The following is a 17,816-nucleotide window of genomic DNA, read 5'->3' as shown; positions in this document are numbered from 1 at the left end:
TATTCATCACAAACACATGTGTCTATTGCTAGCAAGTTATCTAAAGCATAGAACTTGCTAGCAATAAAACCACTAGAGAGGCTGAGGGGTTATAGGGGGAGAGGTGTCCACCGAATAACCAATCGTGTCGTGCCTGAATACAGGTTGATTGAATTTAGCTTTTTGTCGCGCTTTATTGAGTTCACTGGTTGGTTGCTCGCCAAATAACGTACTGATGACTTGGGCGGCAGGTGTGGTGAGAACAAACAGTTCGATGCGTCTATTTTCGCTCGATTTGGGTTCTTCTCGGTTTAGCAGTGCCCGATCCGACATGCCGGTGACTTGCAATACTCGCTGCTCTGGCATGCCTCCTGCGACCAGGGTTTGCCTCGCTCGATTCGCTCGTGAGGATGACAATTCCCAGTTTGACGAATCACGAAAAGCTTTTTGATATTGGGTCGCGTCAGTATGACCGCTAATAATCATCGGGTTTTCAACGCGGTTAAATATAGGTGCTAAAGCCAGTAATAAATCTTCAAAAAATGGCGTTAATGTTGAGCCACCCCGTCGGAACATATTTTGTTTGTAGTCATCTTGCAGCACGATTCTTAGGCCTTGTGGCGTGACCGTAATGTCGACATTTCCCTCGGCATTAATCTGACGCATAGCGTCATTGATGACCTTAGCAAGGGCGGCGAGACGCTCTTGAGTATCGAATGTGCCGTCAATCAGTGAATCGGATTCTGGCCCATCGCGATCCCCTTGAAAAAAAGAGCTCACCGTGTGCACCGAATCATGACGGCTAGCGACAGAGGAATCTGAAGTCAGGTCGATAGGTGAGATACTTTGTGAGGTATCAAAGAGGTTACCTGTGCTTTTATCAAAGACACTGGCCATCTGTAGGTGAGCGACAATCGCTTTCCGCTCTTCTTTATCAACGACTTGCATCACCCATAATACGAGAAACAGAGCCATGAGTGCGATCATAAAGTCGGCGAAGGCCACTTTCCATGCGCCGCCATGGAACTCTTCTTCATGGCGGCGGCTTGAGCGCCTAAAGACAACGTGCTCTTGTTTTTGCATTATCCCTCCTGTTCAGCGAGCCACCTCTCCATTTGGTTGAAGGTTGGTTTGATGTCGAGCTGAATGTGTTTGCGGCCAGCGTCGATGGCGAGCAGTGTTGGCTTTTTCGCAACATACGCCACTAGGGTGGCACGGATGCAGTCAAAGGCTGACATGTCTCGTTTTACGCGCTGAGCCATGGCGTTACTCGCTGGGTCTAAGCAGCAATAACAACCAAAAATTCCTAAAAATGTGCCAACTAGAGCCGCGGCAACGTGATAACCAATCATCGCGATTGAACCATCAATGGCCTGCATGGTGATAATAATGCCACCCACCGCTGCCAAGATGCCGAAACCTGGTAGGGCCTCTGCCGTTCTTTGCATGGAACGTGACGGCAGAAGAAGGTCTGCTTGTATGGCTTCGATCTCTTGTTCTAGTAGCCCCTCTAATTCATGAGGCGACATTTGTCCCATTGCCATTAAACGTAAATTGTCGGTTATGAAAGAAACGAGGCGATAGTCACGGCTAACCAGTGGGTAGCGGTTAAATATTGGGCTTTCTTCTGGATTTTCAATGTGCTTATCCAGCGCTTTAAAGCCGCCGCTGCGCACGGTTTCTAACAGGATTTGTAGTAGTGCCATCAGCTCCATGAAAAAGGCTTGCTCTTCTTTATGGGGCGACAAGATAGAGCGCAGCTGGAGACGCATTTCTTTGAGTACTTGTGGTGGGTTACCAATGATCAGCGAGCCAACCGTTGCACCAATAATGATGAGGAATTCAGCTGGTTGCCAGATCGCCATTAGGCTACCGCCGCTTCCAAACGTAGCCGCCGAAGACACACATCAAAATGATGACCGCGCCCATAAATTTTTGCATAGGTGACTCCTAAGAAGATAACAATTGATTGAGTTGCTTGAGAGCTTGCTTGTGAAGCTGACAGATGCGTGGTGGCGTTAAATCGAGTACTAACGCAATTTCATGAAGATTCATGTCGTGTTGATAAAACAGGGTCATGAGTAGCTGTTCACGCTTCGCCAGTTGACCCAATGCGACCTCAAGGCTGCGTCGATGGTGCTCATGTTGAGTGGCGTCATAAGCAGAGTGAATGTTGCCCTCAAGACCACTATCGAGCAGTTGATCTAGGCTTTGCATTTCGCCTGCCATGGAAGCATTAAGGCGAGATAAGTAATCCGCTTGGTCGGTACCCAAAGCGCGGATGATTTCTTTGTCTGTGGGTAGGCGACCTAAAGATTTGGTGAGGTCACGCGTGATGTCGTTAAGTTCGTGGGCTTGCTGACGGGTTTTACGCGAGCGCCAGTCGAGCCGACGTAATTCATCCAAAATCGAACCACGAATTCGGCATACCGCAAACGCAGGAAACTGACTGTCATCGATATCGCCATAACGTCGCCCCGCTTCCAGCAACCCAATAAGCCCAATTTGTTGCATGTCTTCTATGCTGCAATGGGTGGTGGCGTGATGACGCAGTTGGTTGACGACGCGCTTGACGAGTATTTGATGTTGACTCAGTAATCGCTGTTCATCAATGGGCACAGAGGGAGATTGAATCTCTTCTTCTATACCGTAACTGTCCTTGTAATTCATATCCAACATAACGCCACCTACTGCACGACATATTTAGTCAGGAGTACATCGTCAATATCGCGTACGAGATCCGTTTTCTCGAACGCGCCAAGCACGGTCACTTTGACTTCATCTTGCAGCATTGCTAGCGCATTTTCACCGTGCAGCTCCTCATAGGTTTTTTGGCTAAAGAGGTTGAGCATGGCGTTGCGAACTACGGGCATGTAGTCATTAATATTTTCCATACGCTCTGGACGACGGGTTTCAATGGCAAGCTCTAGCATGACAAAGTGAGTTTGCTTCTTTCCTCTCACACTGAGAACTAACTTATCAAGCGCTTGAAAGCTTGGCTGTAGTTGACGCTCTGGCTGGCTGCTAAATAACGCCGATAGCCATGAATTACTGGTCAAGGTGTTGTTCTTTTCTTGCTGTAGGTACCACGCGGTACCAAAAACCGTCCCGCCAGAGACCAATGCACTGCAGATAATGGTGGCAATAAAAAGAGCAAAAATTTGTTGTTTGGTCATGACCTATTTCCTTATGAATGCACTAGGCGTGAATGTTGAACCAGTGGCCAGAAGATGAGTGAGATGAGAAACTCGTCGGCTCCTCATGTCGTTCTCGTGCGGCGAAGATGCCCACCTCTTCATCGCGGTTTGGCGTGTTGGAAGAAGGGTTGGAGTTGTCACCAGAACCGACTTGCACCTCGACTTGTAGAATATTTTGTTGTTGCAATTCACTGCGTAGTCGCTCCGAAACTTGCATTAACGCCTCGCGCGTTGCCGCTGCATTGGCGTTAATTTGCACACTGAGCCTATCGCCCTCGACTCTAACTGTTAGGTCGAGCTTGCCTAAATCAGGTGGGTCAAGCCGAATGCGTGCTTCTTGTAAGTTTTGCTGCGATTGCAAGGTCACACGGTCATGCAGTACCTGAAGCATCTGCTCTCCCCATTTTCCTGCTTGAGTGTCAATACGGACATTGGCCCACTGCGCCGTACTGGTTTCTGTATGGCTGCTGACCGCTGGCGGCGCTGGAGAATGCGAGGCTGATGGGCTACTAGCGGCGGTTGCCGTCATTAGTAATGAAGGAATGTCATTGCCCAATGGTGACGTATTGAGTCGCGAGTGGGCTAGCGCCGTTGTATGAGCCTGTCGTCCAAGCGATGCTTCAAAAGATCGCCCTGTAGACTGACTCGGCGTGCTTACTCTGGCGTCAATAAGTGGACTACTCCCCTGTTCAGGAAGATGAGCTTGAGCCTGCAGAGCGCCGTTTTGAATGGTACGGCCTTGTGTCGCCAGCGTCATATTATGTCGCGCGTTCGTTGGTGCGTGAAATGCTCCGTCACTGGGATGGTGAGGCGTGAGCGGCAATGCCGTAGTTAATGCTGGGGCTAGCGTATCTGCGGTGGCATTCATTGCTATCGCGTCGCTAGGCAGCGCATCCGCTTCATTTGATGATGACGGTTCGGTTTTTTTGTCGCCGACCAATTTTTTGAATGACGCGGGCGGATTTTGTCGCGTATTTTCTTGGCTGGATGGGGCGATAGAGCGCTCACCCTCAGTTCCGCGATGTGGCGTCGTTTGAGTAGTACTATTAGTTGCTGCAGGTATCGTTACCATGGGTTACTCCAGACTCATCGCGAGTTGATAAGCTTGCGCCCGTTCTTTTTGCTCATCGGCTTCACCAAGCTGCGTTTTTAACGCATTGGTCGCTTCAGAAAGCGCAATAAATGCTCGTAAGTGCGCTTGTTTTGCCCGCTCTATCTCAGCGGCTAAACGTGGGTCTTGGTGGCCTCCTTTAGTAAAAGGATCATGGGTGACCAAAAGCTCCCTAAGCTGCACGTCGTAGCGCTGAAGGGTGGGCCAGTCTTGTGTTTTTGTCGCAATTTCAATGAGTTGACTTAGGTGTCGAAATCGCTCAGGGGACACCTTATGCGTGTTTGCCAAAATTCAGCCACCCCTCTTTGATTGTGCTCATGACGCGCTCTACATTCGTCAGCTTGTCGATATCGTTGTTGACGCTTGCCTGATACAGTTCCACTTGGCAAAAGTCATACAGTTGATGCAGGTTTTCAGCAATTTCGCCGCCAGCTTCTAAGTCCAATGCACTGTCGAGACCGACTAAAATATTCATGCTCTTGCTGATGCCATCGCCTTTTTCGGCGAGGCGACCTGCAGTGATATGACCGCGCACACGTTCTACCTCATCAAGCAACCCATCAATGAGCATGATGACGAGTTGATGAGGGCTAGCCGCGGCCGCTTGGGCGTTTAAGTCAACCTGTTGATAAGAGTCGTAGCCTGAGTCCATTAGCATTTTTATTGTCTCCTTGGGTTAACCAAACATGCCCATGGTTTGATTCATTTGGGTCATTAAGGTATTCATTTGGGTAAATTGTTTTAGATAACGGTTGTAAGCCATGTCGTATTTGCGATCTAACGTGCTCTGCTTATCGTCAATGCGTGAGATATTTTGCTGTAAGCTATCTTTACGGCTTTTAAACAAGCCAGAGGTCGATTGTAAGAACGGGTTTGCCATCGCATCGATAGAATCGAGAAGGTTACCTTCACCGTTGAACATGGCCTCGAGGGCGGCGCTATTATTGGTTTGTGCTTCTTCAAATTTGCTGGCATCTAATGTCATGGTGCCACTGCGATCGAGCGTGATACCTACTTGGCTTAAGCGCATGCCCTCGAACTCGCCTCGAACTAAGCTGGTTAACTGACTCTCAATTGAACGCAGGGTTGGGTCACTGGCTAATACGCCACGCGATTTATCTTCGCCGCCAATGCCAGTGTGCTCGTCAATGGTGGACATTAGGGTGTTGTAGGCGTCGATAAATTGATTAACTTGCTCTTTGGTCGCTTCAGAATCTGCGCCAATATTGAGGGTGAGGGGAGCCTCACCAGATACTTGAGCTTTGCTGACCGTGAGATCAACGCCATCAATCACGCCAGTAAAGGTATTGCTGCTGTTTTCTAGTTTGAGGCCTGTTCCTTCGGCACCAAGCCAAATGACCGCATCTTGTGGCGTGCTGATGTTGCTGGTGTTAGTGAACGCATCCTCAAACCATGTTGATCCAGTGCCGGAGGCGGAAACATTGATGGTATTGGCGACAGCCAGTTTCCGTGCTCGATAACATAAAGTGTGTCTGGCCGTTGGAGCGAACCAGTGTTGCGTTGATGCCCGGGTTGTCTGGGTCGTTGTTGATCGCGGAAACAAGATCCGTCATCGTTGCTTTGCCATCTCCGTCTGTGTCTAGCGTAGAGAGATCAACCGATAAGCTTTCACCGTTAATAGTAAAGTCGAGCGTACCCGTTGTAGGTACTTCGGTGGTTGAATCCAGATTGGCTGGCATGCCCGTTGATAGCTGATGTGCGGTTGCGACTTGCTCCACAAAAACTTGATAACTTCCAGCCATCGCACTGGCATCCGCTTTGGCGCTAAAGAACCCTTCTTGCGAAATGGAGGCACTGTTTTTAATGACGTTTGAGTCAGTACTATTCATTGCATTGACGGCGGTTCTAAATTCTCGAAGCGCCGACTCTACTTTACCTAATGCCGTCATTTGCGCGAGATAGCTGTCCGCTTGCATTTGGTAGCGGTTCTGAAATGGCTGCACGTCATAAGTCGCGAGCTGGGTTGCCATAGTAATGGGGTCTAATGAACTCATTAGAATGCTCCTAATCATGCTGGCTGTATGATGGTTATAGTGAACAGCACAGAGGTGAACAGTAAACAAATCAAGATATATGCCATGATTTATTTTGTTTTAAATCAATTATTTATGTTTTTTTGTAACGAATGGCGGAAGCCGGATTTCCCGTGGTAGATTTCCGCTTTCCGTGAACAATGGTTTTTCACTAGAACAATAAGGCGGCTGATATCATGGGTGTGTTAATTGCAGTGACGGATTCGTTTGGATTTGTGGGATATGGGTTCCGAATTACAGCGCAGTCGTGGTACAAAAAAACCTCCCGAAGGAGGTTAAGGACGGATGAAGAGCGAATAAAGGAAAACTCTTCGTATCCACAATAACGGCTGGGCTAGACGGGGTGTCATCACATCCGTTATCAAGGATGGGGTAAAATTAGCGAAGCAGTGACATTGCCATGCTAGGCATTTGGTTTGTTTGCGAAAGAACAGTGGTGCCCGCTTGCATCAGCATCTGGTTCTTCGTCATGTTTGAAGATTCAACCGCGAAGTCAGCGTCAGTGATACGGCCTTTCGCAGCAGAGGTGTTCTCAACCATGTTGCCTAAGTTAGCAATAGAATGCTCTAGGCGATTGATGTTGGCACCAAAGCTAGAACGTGTGGTACCAATATCAGCCAGCACGCCAGCGTCACCATTGGCACCTGTCAGTGTATCCAAAGCCGTTTGCGCGCCCGCAGCAGTGGTAATATCACCAAGAGCGAAACCACCCGCTGCGCCAACGGCCGTGTTTAGAGCGGTAATGTCGGCAGACACATCAACAGAAAGTTGCTCGCCAGAGTTAGTACCGATTTGTAAGTTCACTGCGCTAGGCTGCAAATCCAGTGGTATTGAAAAGCTTCTGACCACCAAAGTTGGTTGAATCCATGATATTGACAAGTTCTTCGTTTAGCTGTTGAAACTCTTTATTCAGTGCTGTTTTATCTGCAGCAGAAGAGGTGTCATTCGATGCTTGCGTTGCAAGGTCATTCATGCGGTAAACGATGTTAGTCATTTCATCCATTGACCCTTCAGCCGTTTGCATCATCGAAATGCCATCTTGTGCATTACGCATCGCGACATTCATACCACGAGTTTGTGATTCTAAACGAGTTGAGATTTGTAGACCTGCCGCGTCATCCGCTGCTGAGTTGATGCGATAGCCCGTGCTTAAACGCTCCATTGCAGTATTCAGTAAGCCACTGGTATTGTTTAGTGTATTTTGTGTCACTAGCGACGCGTAGTTCGTGTGCATTGATAAAGCCATTGTCGTTCTCCTTGAATCACTATCAATTTGGGACATTCGCCCCGCTCACTAACAAGAGGCGGTCAGTTAATTTCTAGGATTAACTCAAAAGTGAAAAAAATAGCCAGATTGTTGAAATTGGGCGTGAATGTGTGAGGTTGGTTCAAGGGAAGGGGGGTAAATTCGGTTTATGGGTATAGAGCGGTTTCTGGTGCCTAGCGCCTAGAGGGGAGGAGGAGAGTTGAAAGTGGGTCGACATTCTTCGCTTTCGTTGACGATAATTATTCGTCCCACATGATCTCCTCGAACCTCACATCACTTCATTATGCGCATCGCCAAACGATTTAAATGACATGGCGGTGGGTAAGTCACTGAAATAGCCAAAATAATAGCTCGCCCCAAGTCGTTTGAATTGCGTTAACTCTTCTTGACTGCAGATTCGGCCTGCCACCCATTTTATTTTATGTAGCCGACAAAAACGCACTAATGGTAATAAGGCGCTGCGATCTTGTTTACTCTCAATGGTAACTGCGACTTTAAAGGCATCCGGGGCGAGTGGCAGTAAACGGTCGAGTTGCATTTGTGATGGTGAAATATCAAACCATAATGCGTAGGCGTATTCTTTGAGCGTGTCGCTGAGTGGTTGAGTATCGGGATGCAGCGTACTCGCCTCACTTAATTGCAACGAGGGGATGATGTGATAAAACGCACCAGCATGAAAACGTATGATTTGTTTTAGGAAGAACTGCCCTTGTTGCCACAGCAGCGCATCGTGGCTGATGGGAACGACCACATTGCTGATGAGGTCAGGGTGGAATGTTTCAATCTGGAATTTGGTTTGTCGCACTGCCAAATATAAGCTGTAGAGATCCAAGCAAAATCGCATCGACGTCGACAAATCGAATTGATAAACACTTTGCTCGCTATGACTGCCAAAGCGCAGAGTAAGATGTTGATATTCAATATCTCCACTATTGGTGTCTCGAATCGCCTGACAGGCATGATGAATGTCGTTGGCTTCGAACGCAGAAAATATCAACTGGTCGTCTTCCGTGACGACGTGCTGACCGATCAATTGGCTGAGATAGTAATACAGCGCTTGATTTGAAGTGAGATTATCCAAGGTTTCCTACCACGTTTATTTGTTTGTTGTCTGGGATTTCGTTGTATGACAGCACGGCTAGGCCTTGTGAGAAGGTGCGAGCATAGCGAGCGAGCAAGGGCCTTAATTGCGGCATCACCAATAAGATGGGCGCCAGCCCTTGTTGTTTAAGTTGCTGTTTGATTAACGGCATATTTTGTTGGAATTGATTGAGGATATTCGGCTCAATCGGGAAACTATCGAGCATCACGCTGCCGCTGGCTTGCGCCTGTTGCAGGGAGGTCATTAACATCTGTTCCAATTCATCGGACAGCGCGTACACATTTAAGTCTTTCCGTTGACCCGCGATCAAATTCACTAGTGTACGGCGCAGCGCGCAGCGGACATCAGCGGCCAGTAAGATCGGGTCTTTGGTGTTTTCCGCCGATTCCAGCATGGTATTAGCAATGGTGCGAATATCTTTAAGGGGGACCTGATCGGCAAGTAGTTGCCTGTACACCTTTAATTGCTGTGACAGGCTTAATGCTGCACTTAATGCTTCGCAAAGTTTAGGCGCTTGTTGGCTCAATCGCAGGTTCATTGCATCGACATCATCGTGATTAAACAGCTCGGCAAGATGGGTTTTCATTATTTTACTGATATGAGTGGCAATCACGGTCGCATCGTCTACTACCTGATAACCCATATTTAGAGCTTTGGCCTTGTCTTGATGTGTTATCCATACCGCAGGTAAGTGGTAGGCAGGGTCACTACCCAAGATGCCGTCAATTTCTCCGTAGGTTTCGCCCACTGCAATAGCCATTAATCGGTCGGGCTCAATTAAGCCTTCTTCGATAATTTCTCCATTGAGTGACAAGGTGTATTGATTGGGTTTGAGGTTCAAATTGTCTCTAATAGCAACTTCTGGCAGTAAATACCCCACTTGCTCGGAGAGGTTTTTACGTACCCCTCGAATGCGCTGCGCCAGTGGTGCACCTTGTTCTTTATTGACCAGGTGGACTAAGCGATAGCCTAGCGCTAATGATAAGCTGTGGACGTGCGGAATATCTTCCCAAGCCAATGCAACGTCAGGATTGTCGTGCATGACTTGAGAGATCGCCGCGACTTCATCCAGTTGTGGATCGGCAGGGGTGGATTTGGATTGTCGCCAGCCAGCAAAGCCAAGCGCTGCGGCAAAGGTAAAGAATGCCAGATGAGGCATGCCGGGAACCATGCCGATGATCAACATGACGGTTGCCACCGTAAATAAGGTCGATGGGGTCGCCAGTAATTGCTTTTGCATGGTCTCAGCCATGCTATTTTCGCTGTCATTAATACGCGTCACGATAATGGCAGCTGAGGTAGCAAGTAACAAAGACGGAATTTGTGCGACTAGGCCATCACCGATGGTGAGCAGAGCATAGGTTTTAAAGGCTTCTGAGGCGGCAAGACCGTGCTCAAATACCCCGATACTGATACCACCAATAATATTAATGAACAGAATCATTAAACCGAGCGATGGCGTCACCACGAACAAACTTTGAAGCGCCGTCCATAGAGCCGTGGAAGTCGGCCTCGTTTGCGACTTCTTGTCGACGCTGTCTTGCCGATTCTTGATCGATTAACCCTGCATTTAGGTCGGCATCGATAGCCATCTGTTTACCCGGTAGCGCATCGAGAGTGAAGCGCGCAGACACTTCGGAAATACGTTCGCCACCTTTGGTGATTACCACAAAGTTGATGATCATCAAAATGACAAATATCACCATACCGACGACGTAGTTGCCGCCGATCACTACTTCACCAAAGGCTTGAATCACTTTACCCGCCGCATCGCCACCTTGATGCCCTTCCAAGAGAACGATTCGGGTGGAGGCGACATTGAGCGTTAATCGCATGAGCGTCGCGATAAGCAAAATGGTCGGGAAGATAGAGAAATCTAATGGCCGTTTCGCGGTCGTGCTGACCAGCAACACCAGTATCGCGAGGACAATGTTGAAGGTAAACAAAGCATCCAACAACAAAGGTGGTAGTGGCAAAATGACCATCGCCAGAATCATCAGCAGCACCACAGGGATACCAATGTACCCTTTGCTGGTTTGCTGAAGTTGTTTGATTCGGTTCAACATGAAGGTTCCTTTTTCTATAGTTGGCGATGAGAGATAGTTGGCGATGAGTGATTCGTGTGTTCTGTACTCAATATAAATGCCGTAATTTCAACGCTAATGTTGTAAATGTTTTGGTATCGAAAACTGCGGTATCGGCAACGGTTTCTCTCCGGCCCCACGGCGAAATGATCTCAGCTGCATGACGTAGGTCAGAATATGTGCGACCGCAATGTAGAGCTGACTCGGTATGGCTTGTTCTATTGCTGTGGTGTGGTAAATCGATCGTGTTAGCGGAGGGGAATTTAAGATTTCCACCTGATTTTCACGCGCGATGCGCTGGATGTGCATGGCGGCTTCATCAATGCCTTTTGCCACCACAAATGGCGCATCCGATAGGCTGGTGTCGTATTTTAATGCCACCGCATAATGCGTGGGGTTGGTGATCACCACATCGGCTTTCGGTACGGTTTTTTCGATTTTACGACGCGCAAACTGTTGCTGAATTTGTCGAATTCGCTGTTTGACCTCAGGTCGCCCCTCATTGTTTTTATACTCTTCTTTCAGTTCTTGCTTGGTCATTTTGAGCTGTTTTAAGTGTTCCCAACGTTGGTAAGGAATGTCAATGACGCCGAAGATAAGCAGCGCTACTCCCATCAATAGTAAGCCTTCGAATAAAATGGTCATCACCATGGTGACGCCTTGATTTAGGGTGAGCTGTTGCATGCCTAACAAGGGCTGAAGGTTACTGTTGAGGTAGCTGTAGAGCAGAGCAAAAATGACCGAAACCTTGAACGTTGATTTGAGTAACTCGGCCAGTGAGCGGGTAGAAAACATGCGTTTAATGCCGGACAGAGGACTGAGTTTACTGAGTTTTGGCTGCACGTTGGCGGGGCGAAACATCCAGCCGCCTAAAATTAGGCTGCTAGCAACCGCGACAATCACGATAACTAAGAACATGGGCAGCAGCATGTCGATTAGGATCCCCAAGCTATGACCGAGCTGCTCAATCATTTGCATTGGGTTATCAAGATCCTCACGAGTCAGGCTCATATTGAAACGAAAAATACCAGAGATATGCGCCCAAATACTGGGCAGTTGGCTGTTAAAAAATAACGCTACGGCCAGAAAGATAACCGCTGAGGAAAATTCTTTGGCCCGCGGAATTTGTCCCTCTTGGCGCGCTTTTTTAACCTTCTGCGGTGAGGCTTTTTCTGATTTATCTTGGCTAGATTGTTCGCTCATACCCCCCACGACAAATCCGTTGAGATGGCGAAGCACCTCATGAACTAGGGCGGTATAGCGACTTGGAATACCCGTAACGGTGAGCAAAATACTGAATAGACCGAGCAGCATGGTCATCGGAAAACCGAGCGCGTAGACATTTAAGCTAGGCGCGGCGCGATTCATCACACCAAAACTGATATTGGCAAGTAACATTGAAACAATAGCAGGCAGTGCGAGGGCAAGGGCGGAAGCAAACATCCAGCCAAATAGCCCAATGACTTGATTGAGCGCGCTCATGCTGAGACCAGAGCCAACAGGCCAAATCACAAAGCTTTGCACAAGAATATCAATCACTAAAAGGTGCCCTTCTAGTGTTAAAAATAGCAGGGTGGATAACAATAAAAATATGCGCCCTAGAATCGCGACCGAGAGCCCGTTGACCGGGTCATTCATGATGGCCATTCCTAGCCCCATTTGCATGGAAACAATTTGTCCCAGCATGGTGAAAATAGTAAAAAACAGATGCAAAATCAGACCGAAAAACACCCCCCATAGCGCCTGTTCAAAGGCAAGGAACAGGGATGTCATAGAAAATAATTCAACGGCAGGCATTGGCGGCATCAAGGGGGCAGTAATGACGACGATGGACAGCGCGAGCAAGCTGCGAACCCAAACTGGAATCAGGGCATCACCAAAAAAGGGTAAGGAAAGAAATGCCGCCCCAATGCGAAAAAAGGGCCACCATAGCTGCCCTAGCCATTGTGAGAGATCGGCAAAGGTCAATTGCATCAGCCAATCATCCCTGGGATGTTGTGGAACAGGTAATCAAACAGCTCCATGATTTTTCGTAACATCCAGTGGCCAGCAAAAATCACCATCAGTAGGGTGGCAAGTAATTTCGGTAGGAAGCTTAACGTTTGTTCTTGTATTTGTGTGGCGGCTTGAAAAATAGCAATAATCAACCCTACTCCGAGCCCTGGCAGTACTAGGACCATCACCATATTGATGATAAGCCAGATGGCATTAGAAAATAGCGTGACGGTCATTTCTGGAGTCATGGTTTGTCCTTGTACTATCCAAAACTGGCCGAGAGCGTACCCACGGTCATCGCCCAGCCGTCCACTAATACAAAGACGACAAGCTTAAAGGGCAGAGAGACAATGAGTGGCGAAAGCATCATCATCCCCATGGCCATTAGGACACTGGCCACGACGAGGTCAATGATGAGGAACGGGATGAACAGCATGAAACCAATTTGAAATGCGGTTTTGAGCTCGCTAATGACAAAGGCCGGTAAAATCACCGCAAAGGAAATATCCTCAATATTTTGATTCAGAGGCTCATTGGCGATACGCAGCATTTGCTCGAGCGCATTTTGCTGGGTTTGTGCCAACATAAAGTTGCGCACAGGTTTTTCTGCGGTGGAAAATGCCTGCATTAAGGTGATTTCACCTTGGTCGTATGGTTGGAAAGCATTTTGATAAATGTCACTCCAGACCGGGCGCATGATTAAAATACTTAGGCTGAGTGCAATGCCCACTAACACGCGATTAGGCGGGCTCTGCTGCAGACCAAGCGCTTGTCGCAAAATGGCTAAGACCACGATGATCCGTGTGAAGCTCGTAGCCATCAGAATAAATGCAGGCAGAAAGCTCAGCGCGGTCATAAGTAGCAAAATTTGCAACTTGACGCTATACGCCTGGTCGGTCTGACCATCATTGACGGTAAGAAAGGTTAACCCGTTGTCTGCCGCGACAGGGAAGCTGATTAAGCTCACCAGTACGATGAGCTTCCAAGGGAGGTGACACAGCAAGGCGAAGTGGTGTTTAGTCAGTTTAACAACCTTGTGAGTAAACGGATGAGACACTAACTATGGCCCCATCTTGGTCAGTGCAGAATCCACTACGTCGATCAGCTTTAAACCGTATTTATCATTGATAACAACGACTTCTGCATGTCCCATCAGTGAACCATTCACTTTCACATCGAGAGGTTCACCATTGAGCTTGTCCAGTTCTATCACGCTGCCTTCACCCGCACTCATTAGCTCACCTAACGCGATTTCTTTACTGGCGACTTCAAGAGTCACAGTGACAGGAATGCTTTTAAAAAAACTGAGGTCACGTTGAGGTGAAGCGGGTGTGCTTAGTGGTGTATCGCTATCAAACCCTTCTAGTTGAAAGTCATCAAAGCTCAATTCGTCACCGTCAAAGGCATTATGTTCAGGCGTGTCGCTCATGAGTTGCTTTCCTTTTCATTATTTAAAATTAAAACCAATTGCCCATCTTGCTCTGCGACGCGACCGAGTAAAGAGACGCTCCTTTCCTATATGGACAGGGACGTTTGTCAGTAAGTTGATAGGTAAAATATCATCGGGTTGCAAACGTAATACCTGGGTTAATGGCAATTGAGTTTGGCTTAATTGCACGTTCAGCCTAACAGGAGTGGCCTGCAGCACATGTTGAAAATCGCTGGCGATGTGAGGGTTAGGGGCCTGCGTTAACTCGTCAGCGAGCGTTTGTACTAAAACGCTATCGAGTTGAATGGCTAGATTGGCGGTCATATTACCGCTTGTCGGGTGATGATATGTAATGGCAAGAGTTGCCACAATACCCGTCCCTTGATGAGGGATGGCTTGACTGGAATGCCAATGCTCCATCGGTGCAATCCAAGTACTGATCAGTTTCGCGATACGTTCTTGGAGTCGTAGGTCACTGGCTGAAAGTTCATCTGTCGTGCGCTCGATACTTGCCCCATAAAATTGGTCTGCAAGATGGATAAGCAAGAGGTTTGAAAGGTGAATGGATAGGTGACCGCTCGGTTTCGTGTTGCATGGCGCTGATGCTTTCAAAATCGTGATACTGATGATTGTCACTGTTGATCGTAATCGTTTGAATGGTGACATCGACATCGGAACTATTGAGCCAAGATTGTATCGCTTGACGTAAGGAATGACTGGAGCGTTTAAATTCGTCTTCCAGTTTATTTTTTACTCTATGGATCGGCTTACCAAGAAGCTCGATATTGAGTGATTGTGCGTGCTCTAATGTCAATGAATACTCAGAAGCCATAATATTACCGAAAAGTGATTGAGCTATCGATACGACTAAATACCGACGCGTCAAATTAATAACTAGGCGTTATTGTTTTAGTCTACTCTGTTTTTTTTATATCTTTTTAGTCGTAAAATTTAAATTTGTGAGCTTGGTTCATATGTTTGTTTATGCATTATAAAAGCATCTTTAAATAAAAAATAAATAGAGTTAGTTTGGTGGAATAATAAATATTAAAAAAGCTAAATATAGCCAGGGCAAATGAACCCTTTGTCATATAATTTACCCGTGTATGGCTTGTGTTTTTAAGCTTATGTTTTACAAGATTAATTTTAAATCTTCATTTTTTGGTGTTCATATTTGGTTAAATTATATGCGCCTTGTTACATGTCAGAATTGGTATTGATATGAATATTATATTTATTCACAGAAATAGGTCTGAGTTAATTTCCTTCCTTGACGTTATCGTGGGGTGGAGGAAGAGTAATTCATTCCGGGCGGAAGCTTTATTTCCGCTAATGCTCGCTTGTGTTCTTATTTTATGGGGCAATGTCTCATTTGCTGCTAAAAATAGCATCCCAATGGATATGGTTAATTGGCAGTTTGTTGAGTCTGAATTTAAATGCCAGTTACGTTATTCCTTGTCGGGTACGGAATATATTGCTTTTGTTGCAGAGCCAAATAGCCCGATGGAGCTGCGCAAGACGCACGTGAATTCCCCTCAAGCGAGTTTGTTACAAATTTCTCCGCCTTGGCAGTCGCCAGCGTACTCTAATGCGATTGTCACTTCTCACCAAGTCTCATCGGGAGTGGTGGCATTTAATCATGGTATTGAAGCCTTTTTGACCGAATTTGCTAAAGGGGCGTGGATGCACTTGGAGTTCGGTCACGATAATGACGAGGGTAAGCTTTTAGTCACTGAAGGCTTGACCGTTCCTTCTGTTCGTATCGACCAAGCGTACCGTCAGTTTAATGATTGTCGCGCGGCATTACCGGGCATGTCTTATGAGCAGGCTCGAGATATAGAGCTGAGCTTCCGTGTTGGGCAGCGAGTATTGGATGCCTCGCAACGCCAAGTACTTAAAGCTTTATCAGGTTATCTCCAATCGGACAAAACGGTTCAACGTGTGTTGATTGATGGGCATACCGATAATCTAGGCTCGTCCATGGCGAATCTGCAGCTTTCTCGGGTACGCGCTGATGATGTAGCAAGTCTATTAACCGAACTGGGGACATCAAATTCGTTAATTGAAGTGAGGGCGCACGGCGATCGTTATCCTGTGGTGAGTAATGCGACAGAAACAGGTCAAGCCAAAAATCGACGAGTGACAGTAAGAGTGATTCGTCAATCTATGAACACATTGACGTCTTCTCAGGATGAGCAGACGGGGGTGACATTGAAATGAATAAGGATATTTTACTCGTTGAACCTTGCGACAATGATGCCCGACCGATTATTGATGTATTGCAGCAGCAAGGGTTTCTTGTTCGTCATGTGAGAACAGGGCGAGCGGCGTTATTGGAGCCAACGGCGGCAATCAGTTTAGTCAGTTCAAGCCTACCGGATATGAGTGTTCGTGAGTGGGTCGTGTGTCAGCAGCGCAAGACTAACGCGGGTGTTGCTATTGCCATTGTCGAACAAGACCAAGGTATGCTGGCGGCGGAGTCGATGAAGGCTAGGTGCTACGGACTATTTACTGCGTCCTTTCGAGGCGGTGCAGCTCACTAATTTACTTCATCGCGTGGAAGCGATGGAAAAGCCAATGGCGAATATTGTTGCGGAATCATGGCGCAGCAAGCAGGTGTTGCAATTGGCTCATCGCGCGGCTTGCACCAGTGCTAGTGTTTTGATTTCAGGTGAATCAGGGACGGGTAAGGAAGTGCTGGCACATTATGTGCACGATCAGTCTCCTCGCGCATCCCAGCCTTTTATCGCCGTGAATTGTGCGGCGATACCTGAATCAATGCTTGAAGCGGTGTTATTTGGTCACGTTAAAGGGGCGTTTACCGGAGCATCAGGCTCTCAAAGTGGTAAGTTTGAAGAAGCCAATGGTGGCACCATTTTATTGGATGAAATTGGTGAAATGTCACCAGCGGTTCAAGCTAAGCTACTTCGAGTGTTGCAAGAGCGAGAAGTTGAGCGGGTGGGCAGTCATAAGTCCATTAAACTTGATATTCGTGTGATTGCTGCGACAAATAAAGATCTGAGAAGTGAAGTGCAGAAAGGTCAATTCCGTGAAGATCTTTATTACCGATTGGATGTGCTGCCATTGCACTGGCCACCACTTCGTGAGCGTCAGGAAGATATCCTGCCGATTAGTCAATTCTTTATCAATAAATATAAAGAGAAGGCGGCTTGCCACCTGTCTGAAGATGCGCAACAAGCGCTTTGTCAGTATCACTGGCCCGGTAATATTCGTGAATTAGAAAATGTCATTCAACGTGCACTTGTGATGCGTCATGGCGATTTTATTACTGCCCAAGATCTGATGCTTCCCATTGAACTTGCGGCATCACCACACTCACTTTCTGCCCCGTCCTTGCCTAACACTGCGCCTTCTAAGCAGAGATTAGGCAGCGCTTCATTCGGGCATGTGGAAGTAAAAAAACAAGCAGAGTTCCAATTTATCCTAGAGCAACTGCGTCAGTTTGGTGGTAATCGAACCAAAACGGCAAACGCGCTGGGGGTTTCAACGCGTGCACTGCGCTATAAGCTGGCTGCAATGCGCGAACAAGGAATTGATCTGCAGTCGGCATTAGGCTCGGCTGCATAAAGGAGAAGTA

Annotated in this window: 14 protein-coding genes and 6 pseudogenes; 2 read left to right on the top strand and 18 right to left on the bottom strand. The window is 47.4% G+C overall.

Translation table 11 applies throughout. The annotated features are described in order from the left end of the window. Nucleotides 1-72 precede the first annotated feature (72 nt). The 18 genes and pseudogenes from AC0L66_RS00325 to AC0L66_RS00240 all read right to left on the bottom strand — a co-directional run bounded on the left by AC0L66_RS00325 (nucleotide 73) and on the right by AC0L66_RS00240 (nucleotide 15,050). Nucleotides 73-1,062 carry a flagellar motor protein MotB gene (locus tag AC0L66_RS00325; protein WP_265675178.1) on the bottom strand — a complete coding sequence of 330 codons (990 nt, stop codon included), beginning with the start codon at nucleotides 1,060-1,062 and terminating at the stop codon, nucleotides 73-75. Continuing rightward, nucleotides 1,062-1,920 (bottom strand): annotated as a pseudogene (motA, locus tag AC0L66_RS00320) (flagellar motor stator protein MotA). Before motA ends, AC0L66_RS00325 begins: the two are co-directional and overlap by 1 nt. A 9-nt stretch (nucleotides 1,921-1,929) precedes the next feature. After that, nucleotides 1,930-2,658 (bottom strand): FliA/WhiG family RNA polymerase sigma factor, encoded by a 729-nt coding sequence (locus tag AC0L66_RS00315; RefSeq protein ID WP_473568038.1) that lies wholly within the window; start codon nucleotides 2,656-2,658, stop codon nucleotides 1,930-1,932. Between the two features lie 8 nt (nucleotides 2,659-2,666). Next, a complete protein-coding gene (locus AC0L66_RS00310) occupies nucleotides 2,667-3,155 on the bottom strand; it encodes a flagellar basal body-associated FliL family protein (protein WP_473568036.1) in 489 nt (162 codons plus the stop codon). Between the two features lie 22 nt (nucleotides 3,156-3,177). Then, nucleotides 3,178-4,248, bottom strand: coding sequence for a flagellar hook-length control protein FliK (locus AC0L66_RS00305; protein WP_473568034.1), 1,071 nt, complete (start codon nucleotides 4,246-4,248; stop codon nucleotides 3,178-3,180). 3 nt (nucleotides 4,249-4,251) lie between these two features. After that, nucleotides 4,252-4,575 (bottom strand): LafD, encoded by a 324-nt coding sequence (locus AC0L66_RS00300; protein ID WP_473568032.1) that lies wholly within the window; start codon nucleotides 4,573-4,575, stop codon nucleotides 4,252-4,254. Beyond that, the gene (gene fliS / locus AC0L66_RS00295) at nucleotides 4,559-4,945 is read right to left on the bottom strand and encodes a flagellar export chaperone FliS (RefSeq protein ID WP_473568031.1); all 387 of its coding nucleotides are present in this window, start codon (nucleotides 4,943-4,945) and stop codon (nucleotides 4,559-4,561) included. Before fliS ends, AC0L66_RS00300 begins: the two co-directional genes overlap by 17 nt. 18 nt (nucleotides 4,946-4,963) lie before the next feature. Further along, nucleotides 4,964-6,302: pseudogene (gene fliD / locus AC0L66_RS00290) on the bottom strand (flagellar filament capping protein FliD). 417 nt (nucleotides 6,303-6,719) lie between these two features. Further along, nucleotides 6,720-7,587: pseudogene (gene lafA, locus AC0L66_RS00285) on the bottom strand (lateral flagellin LafA). Between the two features lie 289 nt (nucleotides 7,588-7,876). Then, a complete protein-coding gene (locus AC0L66_RS00280) occupies nucleotides 7,877-8,689 on the bottom strand; it encodes a diguanylate phosphodiesterase (protein WP_473568029.1) in 813 nt (270 codons plus the stop codon). Further along, nucleotides 8,682-10,776: pseudogene (locus AC0L66_RS00275) on the bottom strand (flagellar biosynthesis protein FlhA). The gene AC0L66_RS00280 and the pseudogene AC0L66_RS00275 overlap by 8 nt, the downstream one beginning before the upstream one ends. 93 nt (nucleotides 10,777-10,869) lie before the next feature. Further along, nucleotides 10,870-11,997 (bottom strand): flagellar biosynthesis protein FlhB, encoded by a 1,128-nt coding sequence (gene flhB, locus AC0L66_RS00270; protein ID WP_473569157.1) that lies wholly within the window; start codon nucleotides 11,995-11,997, stop codon nucleotides 10,870-10,872. Then, nucleotides 11,998-12,768, bottom strand: a pseudogene (gene fliR / locus AC0L66_RS00265) (flagellar biosynthetic protein FliR); the annotation flags it as partial. Further along, nucleotides 12,768-13,037 carry a flagellar biosynthesis protein FliQ gene (gene fliQ / locus AC0L66_RS00260; RefSeq protein WP_250618800.1) on the bottom strand — a complete coding sequence of 90 codons (270 nt, stop codon included), beginning with the start codon at nucleotides 13,035-13,037 and terminating at the stop codon, nucleotides 12,768-12,770. The pseudogene fliR and the gene fliQ, both read right to left, overlap by 1 nt. Before the next feature lie 14 nt (nucleotides 13,038-13,051). Then, entirely contained in the window at nucleotides 13,052-13,792 is a 741-nt protein-coding gene (gene fliP / locus AC0L66_RS00255) for a flagellar type III secretion system pore protein FliP (RefSeq protein WP_473569155.1), read from the bottom strand. A gap of 57 nt (nucleotides 13,793-13,849) precedes the next feature. Then, the gene (gene fliN, locus AC0L66_RS00250) at nucleotides 13,850-14,218 is read right to left on the bottom strand and encodes a flagellar motor switch protein FliN (RefSeq protein WP_265675190.1); all 369 of its coding nucleotides are present in this window, start codon (nucleotides 14,216-14,218) and stop codon (nucleotides 13,850-13,852) included. Between the two features lie 18 nt (nucleotides 14,219-14,236). Beyond that, nucleotides 14,237-14,638 carry a FliM/FliN family flagellar motor switch protein gene (locus AC0L66_RS00245; protein ID WP_473568028.1) on the bottom strand — a complete coding sequence of 134 codons (402 nt, stop codon included), beginning with the start codon at nucleotides 14,636-14,638 and terminating at the stop codon, nucleotides 14,237-14,239. Nucleotides 14,639-14,705: 67 nt separating this feature from the next. Continuing rightward, entirely contained in the window at nucleotides 14,706-15,050 is a 345-nt protein-coding gene (locus AC0L66_RS00240) for a hypothetical protein (RefSeq protein ID WP_473568026.1), read from the bottom strand. 563 nt (nucleotides 15,051-15,613) lie between these two features. On the opposite strand from AC0L66_RS00240, the gene AC0L66_RS00235 reads away from it, so the two are divergent. Continuing rightward, nucleotides 15,614-16,438 carry a MotY family protein gene (locus AC0L66_RS00235; protein WP_473568024.1) on the top strand — a complete coding sequence of 275 codons (825 nt, stop codon included), beginning with the start codon at nucleotides 15,614-15,616 and terminating at the stop codon, nucleotides 16,436-16,438. Then, a pseudogene (locus AC0L66_RS00230) lies at nucleotides 16,435-17,806 on the top strand (sigma 54-interacting transcriptional regulator). The gene AC0L66_RS00235 and the pseudogene AC0L66_RS00230 overlap by 4 nt, the downstream one beginning before the upstream one ends. The last annotated feature ends 10 nt before the right edge of the window (nucleotides 17,807-17,816 follow it).

The organism is Vibrio sp. GJ43-1, from assembly GCF_055808835.1.
The sequence above is the reverse complement of the archived record's forward strand: the minus strand, read 5'-3'. Positions and strand labels throughout refer to the sequence as shown.